17 protein-coding genes, 1 other RNA gene and 1 other annotated feature are annotated in these 18386 nt (G+C 36.7%); of the genes, 2 read left to right on the top strand and 16 right to left on the bottom strand.

What is annotated here, in order from left to right; all coding sequences use genetic code 11:
* Window positions 1–406: 406 nt before the first annotated feature.
* From WCV66_RS11450 to WCV66_RS11405, 10 genes are all read right to left on the bottom strand, one after another.
* A complete protein-coding gene (locus WCV66_RS11450) occupies window positions 407–1468 on the bottom strand; it encodes an AI-2E family transporter (protein ID WP_066334509.1) in 1062 nt (353 codons plus the stop codon).
* 175 nt (window positions 1469–1643) lie between these two features.
* Window positions 1644–1775, bottom strand: a complete 132-nt coding sequence (locus tag WCV66_RS11445; RefSeq protein ID WP_066334504.1) for a YrzQ family protein — start codon at window positions 1773–1775, stop codon at window positions 1644–1646.
* Window positions 1776–1789: 14 nt separating this feature from the next.
* The gene (locus WCV66_RS11440) at window positions 1790–1981 is read right to left on the bottom strand and encodes a hypothetical protein (protein ID WP_066334501.1); all 192 of its coding nucleotides are present in this window, start codon (window positions 1979–1981) and stop codon (window positions 1790–1792) included.
* A gap of 21 nt (window positions 1982–2002) precedes the next feature.
* On the bottom strand, window positions 2003–2476 hold the full coding sequence (locus tag WCV66_RS11435; protein WP_338789025.1) for a PRC-barrel domain-containing protein: 474 nt from the start codon (window positions 2474–2476) through the stop codon (window positions 2003–2005).
* A 32-nt stretch (window positions 2477–2508) separates the two neighbouring features.
* Window positions 2509–4875 carry an ATP-dependent RecD-like DNA helicase gene (locus tag WCV66_RS11430; RefSeq protein WP_338789024.1) on the bottom strand — a complete coding sequence of 789 codons (2367 nt, stop codon included), beginning with the start codon at window positions 4873–4875 and terminating at the stop codon, window positions 2509–2511.
* Window positions 4876–4908: 33 nt separating this feature from the next.
* A complete protein-coding gene (locus WCV66_RS11425; RefSeq protein WP_338789023.1) occupies window positions 4909–5568 on the bottom strand; it encodes a tetratricopeptide repeat protein in 660 nt (219 codons plus the stop codon).
* Window positions 5569–5687: 119 nt separating this feature from the next.
* Window positions 5688–6800 (bottom strand): tRNA 2-thiouridine(34) synthase MnmA, encoded by a 1113-nt coding sequence (mnmA, locus tag WCV66_RS11420; RefSeq protein ID WP_338789022.1) that lies wholly within the window; start codon window positions 6798–6800, stop codon window positions 5688–5690.
* A 22-nt stretch (window positions 6801–6822) separates the two neighbouring features.
* On the bottom strand, window positions 6823–7962 hold the full coding sequence (locus WCV66_RS11415) for a cysteine desulfurase family protein (protein WP_338789021.1): 1140 nt from the start codon (window positions 7960–7962) through the stop codon (window positions 6823–6825).
* 36 nt (window positions 7963–7998) lie between these two features.
* A complete protein-coding gene (gene cymR / locus WCV66_RS11410; RefSeq protein WP_066334484.1) occupies window positions 7999–8415 on the bottom strand; it encodes a cysteine metabolism transcriptional regulator CymR in 417 nt (138 codons plus the stop codon).
* Between the two features lie 10 nt (window positions 8416–8425).
* Window positions 8426–9109 (bottom strand): YczE/YyaS/YitT family protein, encoded by a 684-nt coding sequence (locus tag WCV66_RS11405; protein ID WP_066334482.1) that lies wholly within the window; start codon window positions 9107–9109, stop codon window positions 8426–8428.
* Between the two features lie 281 nt (window positions 9110–9390).
* On the opposite strand from WCV66_RS11405, the gene WCV66_RS11400 reads away from it, so the two are divergent.
* A complete protein-coding gene (locus tag WCV66_RS11400) occupies window positions 9391–10641 on the top strand; it encodes a replication-associated recombination protein A (protein WP_338789438.1) in 1251 nt (416 codons plus the stop codon).
* A gap of 45 nt (window positions 10642–10686) precedes the next feature.
* Here WCV66_RS11400 and WCV66_RS11395 read toward each other — a convergent pair whose 3' ends face one another.
* From WCV66_RS11395 to WCV66_RS11375, 5 genes are all read right to left on the bottom strand, one after another.
* Entirely contained in the window at window positions 10687–11454 is a 768-nt protein-coding gene (locus WCV66_RS11395; protein WP_066334480.1) for a ThiF family adenylyltransferase, read from the bottom strand.
* Between the two features lie 336 nt (window positions 11455–11790).
* Window positions 11791–11980: non-coding RNA, 6S RNA (ssrS, locus tag WCV66_RS11390), on the bottom strand.
* A 72-nt stretch (window positions 11981–12052) separates the two neighbouring features.
* On the bottom strand, window positions 12053–13819 hold the full coding sequence (gene aspS, locus WCV66_RS11385; RefSeq protein WP_338789020.1) for an aspartate--tRNA ligase: 1767 nt from the start codon (window positions 13817–13819) through the stop codon (window positions 12053–12055).
* A 20-nt stretch (window positions 13820–13839) separates the two neighbouring features.
* Window positions 13840–15111: a histidine--tRNA ligase gene (gene hisS, locus WCV66_RS11380; RefSeq protein ID WP_338789019.1), complete on the bottom strand. Its 1272-nt coding sequence runs from the start codon at window positions 15109–15111 to the stop codon at window positions 13840–13842.
* Window positions 15112–15364: 253 nt separating this feature from the next.
* Window positions 15365–15598: a binding site (T-box leader), on the bottom strand.
* Between the two features lie 73 nt (window positions 15599–15671).
* Entirely contained in the window at window positions 15672–15851 is a 180-nt protein-coding gene (locus tag WCV66_RS11375; protein ID WP_157094419.1) for an RNA polymerase subunit sigma-70, read from the bottom strand.
* A 132-nt stretch (window positions 15852–15983) separates the two neighbouring features.
* Here WCV66_RS11375 and WCV66_RS11370 point away from each other — a divergent pair, with 132 nt between their 5' ends.
* Complete coding sequence (locus tag WCV66_RS11370; protein WP_338789018.1) at window positions 15984–17747, top strand: SH3 domain-containing protein; 1764 nt, start codon at window positions 15984–15986, stop codon at window positions 17745–17747.
* Between the two features lie 198 nt (window positions 17748–17945).
* Here WCV66_RS11370 and dtd read toward each other — a convergent pair whose 3' ends face one another.
* Complete coding sequence (gene dtd / locus WCV66_RS11365; protein WP_066334467.1) at window positions 17946–18386, bottom strand: D-aminoacyl-tRNA deacylase; 441 nt, start codon at window positions 18384–18386, stop codon at window positions 17946–17948.

Genomic DNA, 18386 nt, shown 5'->3' with positions numbered 1-18386 from the left:
ATACTATTTTAAAAGCAACAAAGTTTGCGAAAACAGCCAAAATTTAAAACACAAAAAACTCCCGTCTCTGTGTAAAGAATCTCCTCTTTTCACAGGGACGAGAGTTAACTCGCGGTACCACCCTGATTATGGACTCGATTTGCGCAACACGCCAAACTATTGGCGACAAAGCTAAGTATAAAAACTTAAACTTTGTGGTCAATCAAAAGTCCATCACCTTTATAAACCGTAACGTGGATTAAACGGCAGTTTTTTCTGCACTTAGGACTAGCTTTCTGTTGGTATCCTTTAGAATTTCTTTCAGCCAAGGGAAATTCCTCTCTAAAAAGGTGGTCACAACATACTTTGTTCCATCATTGATTTAGCTTTATTCTATCGTGAATTATAGACAAGCAAATAATAAAAGTCAATGGTTCCTTCTAAGTTGAACAAGATGTATAATAAGTTCCCTTAGTATCACAACTATCGGAACAGCAAGCATTAAGCCTACTACGCCTCCAATTTCACCACCAGCGAGCAGTGCAAGCATGATGATGATCTCATGCATGTGAAGACTTCTCCCAACAATTAATGGCCCCAAGATGTTTCCCTCTATAAATTGTAGAATTAAAATAATCACAATGACAATTATGACACTTTTAGCTGACATTGTCGCTGCAATAATCAGTGCTGGAACCGCGCCTATTATTGGCCCAAAGTATGGAATAATATTCGTCACACCGATGAGCAACCCCAATATTAATGGATATTTCACTTTAAAAAACCATAGTGATAGAAAAGCAAGACTCCCGATTATTAAACAAACGAATAACTGCCCTCTAATGTAATTTCCTAGCGACCTGTCAAGATCTTTTAAAAACTGAATAGCTTCATTTCTCCATTTTCTTGGTGTCAAATACCATGCAGCTTTTTTAATCTGATCATAGTCTTTTAACATATAAAAAACTAAAAATGGAATGATCGCTATCAAAAGAATATAATCAAAAACACTTCTTAAACTGTTTATTAATTTCTCAATCGTTAACGCTAGCCATTCCTCTGTTTGTTGGAACATGTTATCAATACGCTCATGAATTCCATCTGGCCATTGATTGGTTTGATTTCGTATAGAATTTATCCAATTATTATATGTATCAGAAAACTGTGGGAAATTCTCCAATAGATCACGAAGTTGGTTGACCAGCACAGGCACACCGCGATAAAAGCCATATCCGATTACACCGAAAAATAGGAAATAGATAATTAGTATCGATATAGACCTTGGAACACCTGTCCGATGAAGTCTTTCAATTACAGGGTGAAGTAAATACGTAATAAATCCACTTATAATAAAAGGAATAAAGATTGCTTTAAACATTAGAAAAAAAGGATCCCAAATGTTATGAAGTTTAAAAAACACATATATCGTTAATAAACCCAACAATAAAATCGTTATTCTTAACAACCATTTTATTTGACGGTCTCTCATGACTCTCACTCCTATGCCATATATTGTGGAGTGTGAAGTCATAATTTATGCATTAGAAAAGCTCAGTGCGCCTTGATCATCGCCGTACAAACTGGAGGAGCATCGACTGAGATAAAGCGAGACTTCCATTTCTTAACATAAATAAGGAGCTGACAATTTAGTCAGCTCCATTAAATTAAAACATTTTTGATACGCGTTTACGTAATTTTCTCATTGAACGATTATTTGTCATGTTAGATGAACGTGCATAGTAATATGCTGCAGCACCAACACCTATAGATACTAATGAGGTTACAGTACGATTCAAGACCTATCTCCCCTTTACATGCTTATTGATCGTTCATCATCAGAAAACAAATCATCAAGTGAGCTTAATGTACCATCCTCTTCTACTTGATGAGTTAAAATTTTCCCTTTCGCAACAGAAAGTTCAATAAAGCAGCTCCAGCAATAATATTGATTTACACCGATCTTCCCTAGGTCTTTGCTTTTACAATTCGGACATGATAACAAACTTTAGCACACCTCTTTAATTCAAAAGTCGATGACGATCGCATCTTTGCTTATCATTAATGATTCACCCGAAGCCTTTATTACTTTTTTACCTTCAGCGATGTCTGCAAAAAATCCGTCCGTCAATTCGTATGCCTCAATTGTGCCCTCTTTTTCGGAAAAATATACGTCCTCTAATAAACCAAGTTTCTGTCCTTCTCTTGTTAAAACTGATTTATAGCGGATATCACCATAGGTGTTATATGAATAATTTGCTTTCATATTTTGGATTGAAATGAGCTTGTCCTTATCCCCAACCATCACACCATTTTCTCCAAGTGCCTGAATTGATTCAATTGGAACAAAGCGATCACGATTAAACAAGCCTTTTCCTTCCATCATTAGTCCGATTACAGAGCCATTGGAAGATAGACATAAATCAGCAATATGACCAAGGAGGTCCGCATTACTATTACTATATACTGGGAGCCCTTTTAGCTTTGAAAATGTCCGCAAAGAAATCTCCACCTTTCCGAACAATTTTAGCTTTAGCCTTCTTCCATAAAGTCATACGGTGTAACGTTTTCCATTCCAATATTTGCATCTTGGACAGGGAATGGAAGCTCTTTTTGTAATTCGTCTACTTCCTCAAAACCATTTAGCTTAATTTTAAGACTTGTCTGCCTGTCTGAACTATCGCTATTGGAAATCCCCCACTGTAAAGCATCTTTTTCCCCACATATAACCAAAGACCGCTTACTCCTTGTAATTGCAGTATAAATTAAATTTCGACGAAGCATTCGATAATATCCTTTTACAATAGGCATCACAACAATCGGAAATTCACTACCCTGTGATTTATGGATCGAGCAGCAAAACGCATGAGTAAACTGATTAAAATCTTGTTTTATATAGGTAACCTCATTGCCATCAAAGGAAACGACAATCATATCTTCTTTTTCGGTATTTTCTTTTGCATAAAAAATTGAAACTATCTCTCCAATATCACCGTTAAAGACATTACTATCAGGCTGATTGACCAATTGGAGAACTTTATCACCATTCCGGTAGATGGTATCACCAAATGTCATTTCTCTTTTTCCAGGTGTTTTAGGGTTAAAAAGCTCTTGAAGCAGTTTGTTTAATTGATCAATCCCTGCTGGACCTTTATACATTGGTGCTAAAATTTGAATATCTCTCGCTGTATAGCCTTTGTTGATAGCACTTTTAATTACCTTTCCAATTACCTCTTTCATTTGCGCCTGTGAGCATTGGATAAATGACCTGTCAGAGGTTGGAGATGTAATATTTTGCGGCAATTTACCTTGCTTTATATCGTGTGCAAGCTCAATTATTGATGACCCTTCTGCTTGACGATATATATCGGTTAGTTGGACCGTTGGGATGATTTTGGAGGCTAATAAATCACGAAGCACCTGACCAGGACCTACTGATGGGAGCTGATCCTCATCCCCAACCATTATTACTTGGATTTTTTCGGGAAGTGCTTTAAACAATTGATTCGCAATCCATAAATCAACCATTGACACCTCATCTACAATGAGCAGTTTTCCTGCAATCGGATTATCTTCATCATGCTCAAAACCATCAGCACCATTCCACTTCAAAAGACGATGAATCGTAACAGCTGGCATACCTGTTGCTTCACTCATTCGTTTTGCCGCACGTCCTGTTGGTGCAACAAGTAAAATCGGAAATGGTTCTTCTTTTTTATAATCCTTTGGTTCAAGAGAACATCCATGTAAATCTGCATATAATTCAACAATTCCCTTTATAACAGTTGTTTTACCTGTTCCAGGACCTCCTGTTAATAAAAGCATTGGAGACATTAACGCCTGTTGAATTGCATCCTTTTGAGTTGGAGCATATTGTACCTTCATTCTTTCTTCGAGGTTACCAAGCGAAAGCAAAAATTCAGACTCAGGAAATAGGTCATCATATTCCGTTTGTGCTAGTACTTTTTTTATGTTTTTTACTAATCCTTGTTCCGCGTAATAAAGAGATGGTATATATGCCCGTTCTTCTTCAACGATCACTTTTTTTTCATTGTTTAATGCGGATATTTCAGTTGCAATATCTGTTTCAGGTATATTCTCTTGTTTTGAATGATCAAGTAATTCCTTCGTTCTTACAATTAGCTGTTCTAATGTTAAATAAACATGTCCTTCTTGTAAGCTCATATGTTCAATAATATAAAGACATGCAGCTTTAATTCTTTCTGCGCTTTTTTCAGAAATACCTAAATGCTGACCAAGCTCATCTGCTCGCACAAATCCTATTCCTTCAACATCATGAACCAATTGATATGGATTCTCTTGAATTATTGTCAAGGTTTGATCTTGATAGACTTGATAAATTTTCATTGCAAGTTGAGGTCCAAAACCAAATTGATTGAGTGCTATCATTATTTGCTCTAACCCTTGATGGGATATTAATGACTCGACAAGTTGTTTCGCTTTATCTTTATTTACCTTTGGAATATCATCTAAAATCGAAGGGTTTTGCAGAATTTTTGAAATTGCTGATTCACCTAGTTTCTCAACAATAGCTTCCGCTGTCTTTTTGCCTATCCCTTTGAAAAGATCACTCGATAAATATTGAATAATCCCTTCCTTTGTTTGAGGGATTTCTTTTCGAAAATGTTCAGTTTGAAATTGAAGACCAAATTTGGGGTGGTTTTTAAATGTTCCAAAAAAGGTATAGGTGTCATCTTCATGCAGGAGTGGAAAGTAACCTGTAACGGTTATCTCTTTATCTTCAATATTTTCACTTGTTTCATGAACTCTTACTTTTAACACTGAATATAAGTTTTGCTCATTGTGAAAAATAACAACCTTTACAAGTCCTTTAACAAAACGTTCATTTTCCCCAAATAAATCAGCACTTTCCTGCATGAATCCGTTCTCCCTTCTTCCCTACGTGTCATCTTATTGCTCTTTATTTTCCTTCAAGATTTTTAAAGCATGACCTGCTAATAAATGATCGGATTGTATGTTTAATGCTTTTTCTAGCATGTCAGTTGCTTTTTTCACTTCCTCTTTAAATGCAAAAGCAACACCTAGATTATAATAAGCATCTGCATGTTCTTCATCAAGCTCAACTATTGTTTGAAATTGCTTCATCGCCTCACCAACTAAATCTAATTGTGCAAGACATAAACCATATTGGAATCTGGCATCGGTATCATCTTCATTTAATTCTGTAGCACGTTGAAAATATGGAAGTGATAAGCGATTTTGACCAATATTTTGCAAGCTCATTCCTAACATAAAATGTAAATCTCCGTGATCCAACCCCTTTTTCAACGCTTTTTCATACTTATTTTTCGCTTCATGATATTTTTCTTGATTAAAATAAACATTTCCTGCCCCATAATATGCAGTTGCAGCATCTTCATCTAACTCGATTGCTTTATCATAAAATTTTAATGCCTTGTCAAGCTCATTTACAGCTGAGAGCAAATTACCAAAATTGATGTAACTAATGGGATCATTCGGATTAGCTTCAATCGCCTCAGAAAAAATCGATGCTGCTTCCTCAAAATTCCCCTCTTGCATTGCTTCAATTCCACGTTGATTCATATCCATTTACAAAAACCCTCTTTCAACATTTAGTTCATATGTAGTTTCATTTAGAACCTCTTATCATAGTTAAAAGGGGCTGACTCAAACAAATGTGTCAACCCCCTTTCTTTAGTATCTCACGATTAGCCTACATACCACAGCTTTTTATCATTTTTGAACACATCATCGATTGTTCCACCACCAAGACAAACCTCACCATCATAAAAGACGACAGCTTGTCCTGGCGTTACTGCACGAATTGGCTTCTTAAACACAACTTTTGCAGTTGAATTATCCAACATTGTAACAGCCACGTCATTGTCTTCTTGACGATAACGGAATTTAGCTGTACAAGTCAATTCAGAAACTTGGTTTTCTGATACCCAACTAACATTTGTAGCAATAATGGAATCAGAGTATAAAAGCTCATTATGGAAACCTTGATCAACATATAATACATTTTTCTCTAAGTCTTTTCCAATTGCAAACCAAGGGTCTCCACTACCACCGATTCCAAGGCCGTGGCGTTGACCGATTGTATAGTACATAAGCCCATCATGCTTACCCATAACTTCACCATCAAGAGTTTGCATAATTCCAGGCTGTGCTGGCAAATACCCACTTAAAAACTCTTTAAAATTTCGTTCACCAATAAAACAGATGCCGGTACTATCTTTCTTTGTTGCAGTTGCTAAATTCGCTTTCTTTGCCATTTCACGAACTAATGGTTTCTCAATATCACCTAATGGGAACATGACCTTTGATAGTTGTTCCTGCCCCAACTGATTAAGGAAATATGTTTGATCCTTGTTATCATCTATGCCACGAAGCATTTTATATTCACCATCACGGTACTCCACACGTGCATAATGACCTGTTGCTAAATAATCTGCTCCCAGTGACATTGCATGTTCTAAAAAAGCTTTAAATTTAATTTCTTTATTACACATTACATCAGGATTTGGCGTTCTACCTGCTTTGTATTCATCAAGGAAGTACGTAAACACCTTGTCCCAATACTGTTTTTCAAAATTCACTGCATAATACGGAATACCAATTTGATTACACACTTCAATAACATCGTTGTAATCCTCTGTCGCGGTACAAACACCGTTTTCATCAGTGTCATCCCAGTTTTTCATAAAAATCCCAATTACCTCATAGCCCTGCTCTTTTAATCGAAGCGCCGCAACAGATGAATCAACTCCACCTGACATACCTACGACTACTCTTATATCTTTAGGATCTTTTTTCATCCCTTTCACCTCCATTGTAACTCTAAGCTGTAACTCTCTTAATAATATTTGCTATTTTCTCTGCAGCATATTGAATTTCTTCCAGACTTGTCCCATAACCAAAACTAAATCGAACTGAAGATAATACACGATCTGATTCTTTACCGAACATTGCAACTAATACATGTGATGGATCAACAGAACCAGCTGTACATGCTGATCCACTTGAAGCTGCAATGCCTGATAAATCTAAATTGACTAATAATGATTCAATATGTGTTCCTGGAAAATACACATTTAATATATGTGGCAATCCATCTAATGAATTGTTTAATTGAAATTGAAGATTTTGCTCTTCAAAGATACCAATCATTTCTTGCTTAAATGCTCTGTATTGCTCGGTTTTATGTGCACGAGTTGATAAGGCAAGATCTGCAGCATAACTAAACCCATATATCCCTGATACATTTTCTGTACCAGCTCTACGCTTCAGCTCCTGTTCTCCCCCATATAAGGATGGTTGAAGCTTCACTCCATTTTTCACGTACAAAAACCCTACACCTTTAGGTCCATTTATTTTATGTGCTGATACTGATAAAAGGTCAACACCTAAGTCTTTTACATTTATATGTTCCACTCCAAAGGCTTGTACCGCATCTGTATGAAACAAAGCTTTATGGTCCTTAAGCACTTTAGCAATCTCTTGAATAGGCTGGATTGAACCAACTTCGTTATTTCCGTACATAATTGTTACAAGTACAGTTTGATCTGTTAAATGTTCCTTAAGTTGATCAATCGAAATAACTCCTTGTTCATTAACAGGCAAATAGGTTACTTCATACCCAACATTCTCTAGATGCTTACATGCATGCAAGACAGCATGATGCTCAATTTGCGTGGTGATGATGTGCTTACCCACATGTTTATTTGCTAAAGCTGCTCCAATAACTGCAAGATTATCAGCCTCAGTACCACCACTTGTAAAAATAATTTCTCCAGGTGTTGCCCCGATATGATTAGCAAGATTTCTTCTAGATTCATCAGTAATGCGTCGGGCTTCTCTACCAAATGAATGGATGCTTGAAGGGTTACCGAAGTTTTCCAACATAATCGGCAGCATTTTTTCAAGCACCTCTGGATGCAATGGGGATGTTGCAGCATGATCTAAATAAATTCGTTTCATCAGGCAACCCCTCCTATCTTAATGTCTAGAACAGTTTTAAATATAAAACATATAAGGCTCTTGCTCTCCGTCTGTATAGCTCGCAAGATCTTCTAGTGTTGTATTATCAAGTACATCCGCTACTGCATCACGAATTTTCACCCAAAGTTGTCTCTTAGCTGGTTCTTCATCCTCTAGTACTTCAACAGGGCTTATCGGTCCTTCAAGAACACGTATAATATCACCTGATGTAATGTTCGTCGGCTCATCTCCTAAAATATAACCACCATAAGCGCCTCTTATGCTTTTTACGAGTCTTGCATTTCGTAGTGGAGCAATTAGCTGCTCTAAATAATGTTCTGACAAGTCATGGGCTTGTGCAATACTTTTTAATGATGTTGGACCTTCTCCATGCTTTCGTGCCAACTCAATCATAATTGTTAAACCATAACGTCCTTTTGTCGATATTTTCATACTAACACCCCTATATTTTACGATCTAGCAACCTATTTTCTTGAATAGTTCCCTTGTTACTAGATAGTTTGATTAACAGTCGATCCGTTGATATATGACAAAACGGTATCATCATCCCTGCTACATATCCAATCGTTACCGTTGTAATGATTGTTCCAATATATACCGGTCCACCTAAAAACCAGCCAATACCTAATACAATAATTTCAATAGCGCCTCTAATAAAAGTTATCGATTTCCCTGTTTTTTCTACTAGAGATATCATTAAACTGTCCCTAGGTCCAGCACCACATTTAGCTGATATATATAATCCCATCCCGTACCCTAATACAATAATGCCTACCATAAGCATAATCAATTGTCCGATAAATGATTCAGGTGTCTTTAAAAACGGCATCATTAAATATAAATCAATAAAAACTCCAATACTTAGCATGTTAATAAATGCACCAAGTTGTGGTAGCCTTTTTGTTAAAAGTGTTGCTACACAAAGAACGATTGCACCAGTTAATATCGTCCAAGTTCCAATCGTTAAGCCCAGTTGACGATACAGCCCAATGTGGAGAACATCCCAAGAGGAAACTCCTAAATCTGCTTTAATTGTTAACACTATTCCTAATGACATAATTAGCAAGCCTATAAAATATATCACCCATTTTACAATGGATACAAAGATATTGTTGTTATTCTTCATGCTATGATCCCCCGATATGCTTTGAAGAAACTTCTAAGGTGTAAGACAAGCATGCACATCCTTTAGACTAGAGCATTTATTTTCTAAGTTTCTTACTTTGAACATTAGCCATTATAGCATATTATTAACTTATTAGGCACTAAAACCGACTTTGCTGCTTGGACATAGTGATTTTCATTATTCACCAGTAAGGTCACAACACATACCCATCTAATCACTAATCATGACATTTTCACTAAACGTTTGGAGTGTTTAAATTGAAGCAACCACTTGCATATAGAATGCGACCAAAAAAATTAGAAGATATTATCGGTCAAACCCATTTAGTAGCAGAAGGAAAAATTATTCAGCGCATGGTTAAAGCAAAGCATTTGTCCTCAATGATATTATACGGACCCCCTGGTATTGGAAAAACATCGATTGCTACGGCGATTGCAGGTAGCACTGGTACAGCCTTTCGCAAGCTTAATGCTGTTGTTAACAATAAAAAAGATATGGAAATTGTTGTTGCAGAAGCAAAGATGTCAGGAAAAGTAATTTTAATTTTAGACGAAGTACATCGTCTTGATAAAGCAAAGCAAGACTTTTTACTACCTTATCTTGAGAATGGAATGATTATTCTAATCGGGGCGACTACAAGTAACCCTTATCATTCAATTAATCCAGCGATACGAAGCAGATGTCAGATTTTCGAACTACATTCACTAGATGAGGAGGATATAAAACAGGCTTTACTTCGGGCAATTCATGATAAAGAAGATGGATTAGGAATACAGGAGATCGAAATAAGTGAAGATGCTTTACATCATTTAGCTGGCAGCTGTGGAGGTGATGTACGGTCAGCACTAAACGCACTTGAATTAGCTGTTTTATCTACTGAGGCTAATAGAGATGGTTTAATTGAAATTACTATTGAAATAGCTGAGGAATGTCTGCAAAAGAAAAGCTTTGTTCATGATAAAGACGGTGACGCCCACTATGATGTGATTTCTGCATTTCAGAAATCTATTAGAGGTTCTGATGTAAATGCCGCTTTACATTATTTAGGTAGACTAATTGAAGCTGGTGATTTAGTAAGTATCAACAGAAGACTATTAGTCATTGCGTATGAGGATATAGGTCTTGCAAATCCACAAGCAGGAGTGCGAACATTAGCAGCAATTGAAGCAACTGAACGATTAGGATTCCCTGAAGCAAGAATTCCGCTTGCAAATGCAGTCATTGAATTATGTCTTTCACCCAAATCAAATAGTGCTTATCAAGCATTAGATAACGCGATCTCGGACATCAGAGCTGGAAAAATAGGTGACGTTCCCATTCATCTAAAGGATGCACATTATCAGGGTGCAAAAGCGTTAGGCAGAGGAATTGATTATTTATATCCACATGATTATGAAAATGGCTGGGTAAAACAACAATACCTGCCAGATCGTTTAAAAAACAAAGTGTATTATGAACCGAAAAAAACTGGAAAATTCGAATTAACCTTAAGCCAAGTGTATGACAAGCTATTGAGGCAACAAAGAAAGTGAGAACGCCTAAGCTAACAAAAAGAGGCTAGAATAGCCTCTTTTCTGTTATTTTTCATCTTTAACTCGAACAATCTTGATATCCTTAACTAAATCAGTTACAACATATCCTCCCATAATTAACCCCGCTACAGAAGGTACAAATGCATTGGATGCTGGAGGCATTTTTGCTTTACGGATTTGTGCAGCATCATTACCAACCTCTTTACGTACATCTTCACGAATGACAATCGGACTTTCATCAGAGAAAACAACCTTAATTCCTTTATGAATTCCTTCTTTACGTAAACGAATACGAATAACCTTCGCCATTGGGTCTGTATGTGTTTTCGAAATGTCGGCAACTTGAAATCTAGTAGGATCCATTTTATTTGCCGCACCCATACTGGAAATGATCGGAATCTTTCGTTTTAAACATTCCTTCATTAAATGAATTTTATAAGAAATGGTATCAGATGCATCTATTACATAATCAAGCTTTTGATCAAAAAATTGCTCGTAGGTTTCTTCCGTATAAAACATCTTGAGAGAAATAACTTCGCAGTCAGGGTTTATATCCTTTATTCGCGCTTCCATTAAGTCAACTTTCGGTTGACCAACTGTTGAGATTAGTGCGTGAATTTGACGATTTACATTTGTAATATCTACATCATCTTTATCAACTAAAACCAATCGCCCTACTCCAGATCTAGCAAGTGCTTCCGCTGAAAAAGAACCGACACCGCCAATACCTAGCACAGCAACAGTACTATTCTTTAGTATATCTAAACCTTCTTTACCAATCGCTAATTCATTACGTGAAAATTGATGTAACAACTAACTCACTCCAATTATTATCCAATTAATTTCACTGTCATTTCATATTGACAGTATTTTTACCTGAAAACGAATATAACATACATTGTAGGAAAAGCAAGAGATTTTATAGATCTACAAATAAGATCTACAAATAAGGAATTTCAAGAAACCTCGTTTCAAAACTCCCCAAGCTGAATGTATTATCATTTTATTTATTTTCAGGGTTTCAGTGCCCCTTTGTATTAACAAACAAAAAGGGTCTGTCCTCTCAATCCTTAATAATTAGTACAAACCTAGGTAATGTACTATCTATAAGTTCACATTGAGGGGTCAGACCCTTAGTCAATCATATGTAGTAGTCCCAATCGTGCCGTCGCCGTTTCCCTCGTTTTGATCCCGCCCTTAGCAGGTGGGTGCTTTATTCTTAGAGGTTGTAAGTCCTCTTTAACGAGTTAGAGAGGCATTTACTCTGTCAAGAAACACAAGCTCCCGTAGAAAAAATGTTAGGTCAAAACTAGGTGTACAACGAACACATCAGGACTTTAATTGTTATTTTTTAAAATAATATCATATTGAAAATATCATTTCAAGATCTTGACTAGATGCAAATAATGATTTAGTCACGTAATTCTAAATTCAATTCTTCTAACTGCGCTTCACTTACAGTACTTGGAGCATTTGTTAATAAATCACTCGCACTCGCTGTTTTAGGGAAAGCTATTGTATCTCTTAAATTTGTACGACCAGCTAATAGCATTACTAATCGGTCTAAACCAAGAGCGATACCACCATGTGGTGGTGTGCCATATTCAAAAGCGTCTAATAAGAAACCAAATTGTTCTTTGGCCTCTTCAGCAGAGAAGCCTAATAACTTGAACATTTTTTCTTGAACGTCTTTTTCAAAAATACGAATTGATCCGCCACCTAGCTCGTATCCATTTAATACAATATCATATGCCTGTGCTTTCATATTACCCGGATCTGTATCAAATAAACTTAAATCTTCACGAGCTGGCATTGTAAATGGATGATGTGCTGCATAATAACGTTTTGTTGCTTCGTCATACTCAAGTAATGGCCAATCAACAACCCAAAGAAAATTATATTTACTTTCATCAATTAACTGTAGGTCTTTACCAAGCTTTAATCGAAGCGCACCTAGGGAATCCGCAACAACTGATTTTTTATCAGCTACAAATACTAGCAAATCACCGACTGTTGCTTCCATTGTTCTAACTAATCCTTTTTGCTCTTCTTCAGTGAAGAATTTAATAATCGGACCTTTTAAACCATCTTCTTCAACTTTTAGCCAAGCTAACCCTTTTGCTCCGTATGGTGCAACGAATTCAGCTAGTGCATCCATATCTTTTCTAGAATATTTATCAGCAGCACCTTTAACATTGATTGATTTTACTTGACCACCATTTGCTACTACACTGCTAAATACTTTCAGGCCACTGTCTTTAACAATTTCACCTACATCAACAAGCTCTAAACCAAAGCGTGTGTCTGGCTTATCAGATCCAAAGCGCCCCATTGCCTCGTCATATGGCATTCTTTGCATTGGTAGGTCAATCTCAACACCCTTTGTTTCTTTCATAATTCTTGCCATCATTTTTTCTGTCATAGACATAATATCATCCTGACTCATAAATGAAGCTTCAATATCAATTTGTGTAAATTCAGGCTGACGGTCAGCACGTAAATCTTCGTCACGGAAACAGCGAGCTATTTGATAATATTTATCAAACCCTGACACCATTAATAGCTGTTTAAAGATTTGTGGTGATTGTGGTAATGCATAAAATTCACCTTCATGTACACGACTAGGTACTAAGTAATCACGAGCTCCTTCAGGTGTGCTCTTTGTTAAGATTGGCGTTTCAATATCTAAAAAGCCACTTTCATCTAGGAAATTACGCATTGATTTTGTTACATTGTGACGCATTTGAATCGTATTAAATAGTGCTGGTCTTCTTAAATCTAAATAACGATATTTTAGACGAACATCCTCGGATACTTCATCTGATTTATCCTCAATTAAGAATGGCGGATTTTTAGCTGCGTTTATAATCGTTACATTCTCAACAATAACCTCTATTTTCCCAGTTGGGACATTTGGGTTTACTGTTTCTGCATCACGTTCAACAACTTTCCCAGTTATATCTAACACATATTCACTTCGAACTCGCTCAGCAATTGCTAATGCTTCCTCAGAAATTTCTGGGTTAAAAACGATTTGAACAACACCTGTGCGATCGCGAAGATCAATAAAAATAACTCCTCCTAAATCACGTCGTTTTTGCACCCACCCTTTTAATACGATTTTTTCTCCAATAGCTGACTCTGGTACTTCTCCACAATAATATGTACGGCCAAACATGGTACCCTCTCCTTTGTTAATCAAATAGATGTTTGTTTTAAATAAGTAATAAGTTGATCAATAGCAATATCTTCTTGGACACCTGTCTCCATATTCTTAACAGCTATCACATTTTTTTCAAGTTCATCATCACCCAATACAGCTACAAATTTAGCCTGATGACGATCTGCAGATTTGAATTGAGCTTTCATTTTTTTATCTTCATAGTCTTTTTCTACTCTTAAGCCCGCGTTTCTCATCTCATAAAGCAATGAAACAGCACGGTCCTTTGCTTGATCCCCCATTGTAACGATATAACAATCTATGTCACTAGAAATCGGTAAAGTTACATTTTCGGCATCAAGAGCTGCTAAAAGGCGTTCAATACTTAAGGCAAAACCAATCCCTGGAGTCTCAGGTCCACCAATTTCTTGAGCAAGTCCATTATAGCGGCCACCTCCACATAAGGTTGTAATGGCTCCAAAGCCTTCAGCATTACTCATGATTTCAAAGGCAGTATGATTATAGTAATCTAAGCCCCTTACAAGCCCAGGATCTACTTCATAAGGGATCCCATTTGCAGACAAATATTGCTGAACTTTATTAAAGTAGCTTTTTGACTCATCATTTAAAAATTCAAGAATCGAAGGGGCGGTTTTCATTAATTCATGATCGCGATCCTTCTTACAATCTAAAATTCGCAAGGGGTTTTGTTCTAAACGTTTTTGACAATCTGAACAAAACTCTCCAATTCTCGGCTCAAAGTGTGAGATTAATGCCGTGCGATGTGCTGTGCGACTATCTGCATCACCTAGGCTGTTTATCACAAGCTTTAAACTCTTTAAACCAAGTGTTTGATAGAGAGACATCGCAAGTGAAATAACCTCAGCATCGATAGCAGGATCATTACTTCCAAGTGCTTCTATACCAAATTGGACAAATTGACGAAAACGGCCAGTTTGCGGACGTTCGTATCTAAACATTGGTCCAATGTAATAAAGCTTAGTTGGTTGAGATGGGTTTGCATAAAGCTTTTTTTCCACAAAAGAACGTACAGTCGAAGCGGTTCCTTCAGGTCTTAGCGTCATGCTTCTTCCCTTACGATCTTGAAATGTGTACATTTCCTTTTGAACAATATCAGTACTTTCACCAACACCTCGTGCAAATAATTCTGTATGTTCAAAGATCGGCGTACGTATTTCCTTATATTGATATCTGTTACATAATTCTCGTGCAGTATTTTCTACAAACTGCCACTTTTCTACTTCTCCAGGTAAAATATCCTGAGTTCCTCTAGGAATCTGGAATGACATCACTTTCTCCTCCTATCTAAAAGCGGAAGCGCCTTGTTCAGCCCCGACAAGCATAAGACACTTAGGAATAGAAGGTGTACTTTACCTTCAATTCATAAGGGGCTTATGACCTCGAGGGGCTAGGCGCTCTAGCTAGACACAAAAACTAAATAAAAAAACTAGACTTTTTTTCCATTTCGGAAGCGCCTTGTTCAGCCCCGATAAGCATAAGACGATTCCTACAAAAACATAAAAAACTCCCGTCTCTACAAAATGTAGGGACGAGAGTTATACCCGTGGTTCCACCCTAGTTGAAATAATAATAGTACTATTTCCACTCAATCAGTTAACGCCTGTAACGTTCTGCTCCTACTAAACAAACTGTTTTTCAGAGAGAAACCTAAGGAGTGTTTTTCAATAAGTCATCATGTAGAAATGCTTTCAGCCAAAGGCATTTCCTCTCTATTCATGTGTACTCTTATTTACTTTTCTCCCTTACCGGTTCAAAGCCTATGTAAGGTATTTTTCCAAATCGAATTACTCGAATTTTATCTTATCATACGAATGTTTGACGTACAATGTCAAGAACGATTTAAATGTTTTTTTAAATTCTTTACTTCTCTTAGTGAAATTCCAAATTCGGATGCCAATTCCAATGATGTATCATTTTGTTCTTTTACCATAAAATCATGAAAATCCATGCCAAAAACATCATGTCGCGTGTGTGTTAATTCTCCCTTTTCACTATTTCTCATCTGCATTACGTCCCTTCAGATTCAGTCTCATACAAATATCTTTACCTATTTTGGAAGAATTTATTTCAACTTTTAAAAGGAATGTCGATATAAGTAGAGAAATGTTTAGTTTAGCACCTAGAAAAGGAGGATTTTTCGTTGATTCGCAAAGGCATGACCATGTACATATGTTTTACGCTACTTTTTATTGCTTCATTTGTAAGTCCGATTAAATCGACTGCAACTAGTGAACAAGTGACAATTAATGTTGATCTGCTAAATGTTAGAAGTGGGGCAGCTCTTACTTCTTCTGTTCTTGCCAAAGTAAAAAAGGGCCAAACTTTTGATGTTGTAGAAAAGAAAAATGATTGGATTAAAATTAAACTTTCAAGCAATTCAACTGGCTGGGTTGCTGCATGGCTTGTGACAAAGAAAGCTAATAGCACGTCTTCATCTTCATCAGTTTCAAGTGGAAATGGAACAGTTGAATCCAAAGCTACTGGATTAAGATTTCGTTCAGGACCAGGAACATCATTTGGAGTTATTGGTGTGTTTGAAAAAGGAAAAACAGCTACTTACTTAGACAAAAGTGGAGAATGGATCAAGATTTCTTACTCAGGTAAGCAAGGATGGGTAGCTGCTAGCTATGTAAAAACGAATGGAAACTCGAACAAAGCAACACCGTCCAAAGTCAAAAAAACAGCAAGTATCACCGCTACCTCCCTTAATGTCAGAAAAACGCCCTCTACTAAGGGTACTCGTGTCGGGAGCCTAAAAAAGAATGCTAGTGTTACTATTATTCAAGAGCAAGGTGGCTGGGCACAAATCGAAACAAACGCCATTAAAGGCTGGGTACATAGCGATTATTTAAAACTTAGCAGTTCAGGTTCATTAACAGAAACACCTTCAACCACAAGCCCAAGCACAACGGTCAAAGCAAGTGGAACTGTTACTGCTACATCCTTAAATGTAAGGAATAATGGTTCTTTAAATGGTAAGGTTGTTGGGACTGTTACTAAAGGAATGAAGGTTTCGATTACTGAAGAAAAAAATGATTGGTACAAAATAATCTTTAGCTCAAATAAAACAGGCTGGATTGCTGGATGGTATATTTCAAAAACTATCGATAAAACAAGCTCTTCCCCTAGTACAACTAATAAGAAGCATGTAAAAATCATTTATAATGGTACAAACATTCGATCAGGTGCCTCAACTAGCAAATCAATTGTCAAACGAGCAAGTTTAGGAGAATCGTACGAGATCATCGAAACGGTTGGTGATTGGTACAAAATTAATCTTGGAAGTACAATTGGCTATATTGCAGGTTGGGTTGTTGAGACAAGCGGTGTTAGTTCTCCTGTGACAAAGCCTGGTTCTGAGCAATACGTTAAAAATAAAACAATTGTTATCGACCCAGGTCATGGCGGACAGGATAGCGGTGCTGTTGGGACAAGGGGTACACTAGAAAAAAACTTAACATTAACAACAGCTAAATTAGTTTATGACAAACTAAAATCAGCAGGCGCAAATGTTTTTTTAACTCGTTCTAATGATACATATATAAGCCTGAACTCAAGAGTTCGCACGTCACATTATCGTAATGCCAAAGCGTTTATTAGTCTTCATTATGATAGCACAACTGATAGAAGTGCTAATGGAACAACAGCTTACTATTACAGCTCATTAAAGGATGCACAACTAGCTTCGAAATTGAATTCGCAATTAGTCAAACAATCTAATCTAAGAAACCGTGGTATCAAATATGGAAACTTCCATGTACTTCGTGAAAACAATGTACCTTCAACACTTTTAGAGCTAGGTTTCTTAAGTAATCGAACAGAAGAATTAACTGTTAATACATCAAGCTATCAGGAACGTGTATCACAAGGTATTTATAATGGACTGGCACAGTATTTTAAATAACTTAAAAAAAGGTAAGCCGATTGGCTTACCTTTTTTTAGTATCAAAATTTATAACTTTACTTACTCAGTTTTGGTGTCTAGCTCCAGCGCCTAAACCCACTTAGGTCTACAGCCACTCAGGAATTGAAGACAAAGAACGTCTTCTATTCCTGAGCGACTATGCCGGCCTTAGTCTGTTCAAGGCGCCCTGAGCTTTTCTTATTTGCTCTCAACAATCAATGTCACAGGTCCTACATTTGTAAATTGAACATCCATCATCGCTCCGAATATTCCTGTCTCTACATGGAGGCCTTTTTCTCGTAATTTCGTATTAAAGATCTCATAAATTTCATTTGCATAATCTGGTTTAGCCGCATTCATATAATTAGGTCGTCTTCCTTTTCGGCAATCACCATATAAGGTGAATTGTGAAACAGATAAGACTTGTCCATTTACATCTAATAATGAATGATTCATTTTACCAGCTTCATCTTCAAAAATTCTTAAGTTTACTATTTTTTCTGCGAGGTATTCAGCGTCTGCTTCAGAATCATCATGTGTAATTCCAACTAGCACCATTACACCCTCATCTATTTGACCAACTACTTTATTATCTACAGTAACTTTTGCTTCTTTTGCACGTTGTATAACAACTTTCAC

It is taken from the genome of Metabacillus rhizosphaerae (genome assembly GCF_037201795.1).
Classification (GTDB): domain Bacteria; phylum Bacillota; class Bacilli; order Bacillales; family Bacillaceae; genus Metabacillus; species Metabacillus rhizosphaerae.
The sequence above is the reverse complement of the archived record's forward strand: the minus strand, read 5'-3'. Positions and strand labels throughout refer to the sequence as shown.

What these genes read in the sequence shown, in the direction of transcription:
- WCV66_RS11450 (WP_066334509.1), bottom strand. Translation starts at nt 1,468, where the DNA reads ATGAGAGACCGTCAAATAAAATGGTTGTTAAGAATAACGATTTTATTG.
- WCV66_RS11430 (WP_338789024.1), bottom strand. Translation starts at nt 4,875, where the DNA reads ATGCAGGAAAGTGCTGATTTATTTGGGGAAAATGAACGTTTTGTTAAA.
- WCV66_RS11425 (WP_338789023.1), bottom strand. Translation starts at nt 5,568, where the DNA reads ATGGATATGAATCAACGTGGAATTGAAGCAATGCAAGAGGGGAATTTT.
- mnmA (WP_338789022.1), bottom strand. Translation starts at nt 6,800, where the DNA reads ATGAAAAAAGATCCTAAAGATATAAGAGTAGTCGTAGGTATGTCAGGT.
- WCV66_RS11415 (WP_338789021.1), bottom strand. Translation starts at nt 7,962, where the DNA reads ATGAAACGAATTTATTTAGATCATGCTGCAACATCCCCATTGCATCCA.
- cymR (WP_066334484.1), bottom strand. Translation starts at nt 8,415, where the DNA reads ATGAAAATATCGACAAAAGGACGTTATGGTTTAACAATTATGATTGAG.
- WCV66_RS11405 (WP_066334482.1), bottom strand. Translation starts at nt 9,109, where the DNA reads ATGAAGAATAACAACAATATCTTTGTATCCATTGTAAAATGGGTGATA.
- WCV66_RS11400 (WP_338789438.1), top strand. Translation starts at nt 9,391, where the DNA reads ATGCGACCAAAAAAATTAGAAGATATTATCGGTCAAACCCATTTAGTA.
- aspS (WP_338789020.1), bottom strand. Translation starts at nt 13,819, where the DNA reads ATGTTTGGCCGTACATATTATTGTGGAGAAGTACCAGAGTCAGCTATT.
- hisS (WP_338789019.1), bottom strand. Translation starts at nt 15,111, where the DNA reads ATGTCATTCCAGATTCCTAGAGGAACTCAGGATATTTTACCTGGAGAA.
- WCV66_RS11375 (WP_157094419.1), bottom strand. Translation starts at nt 15,851, where the DNA reads ATGCAGATGAGAAATAGTGAAAAGGGAGAATTAACACACACGCGACAT.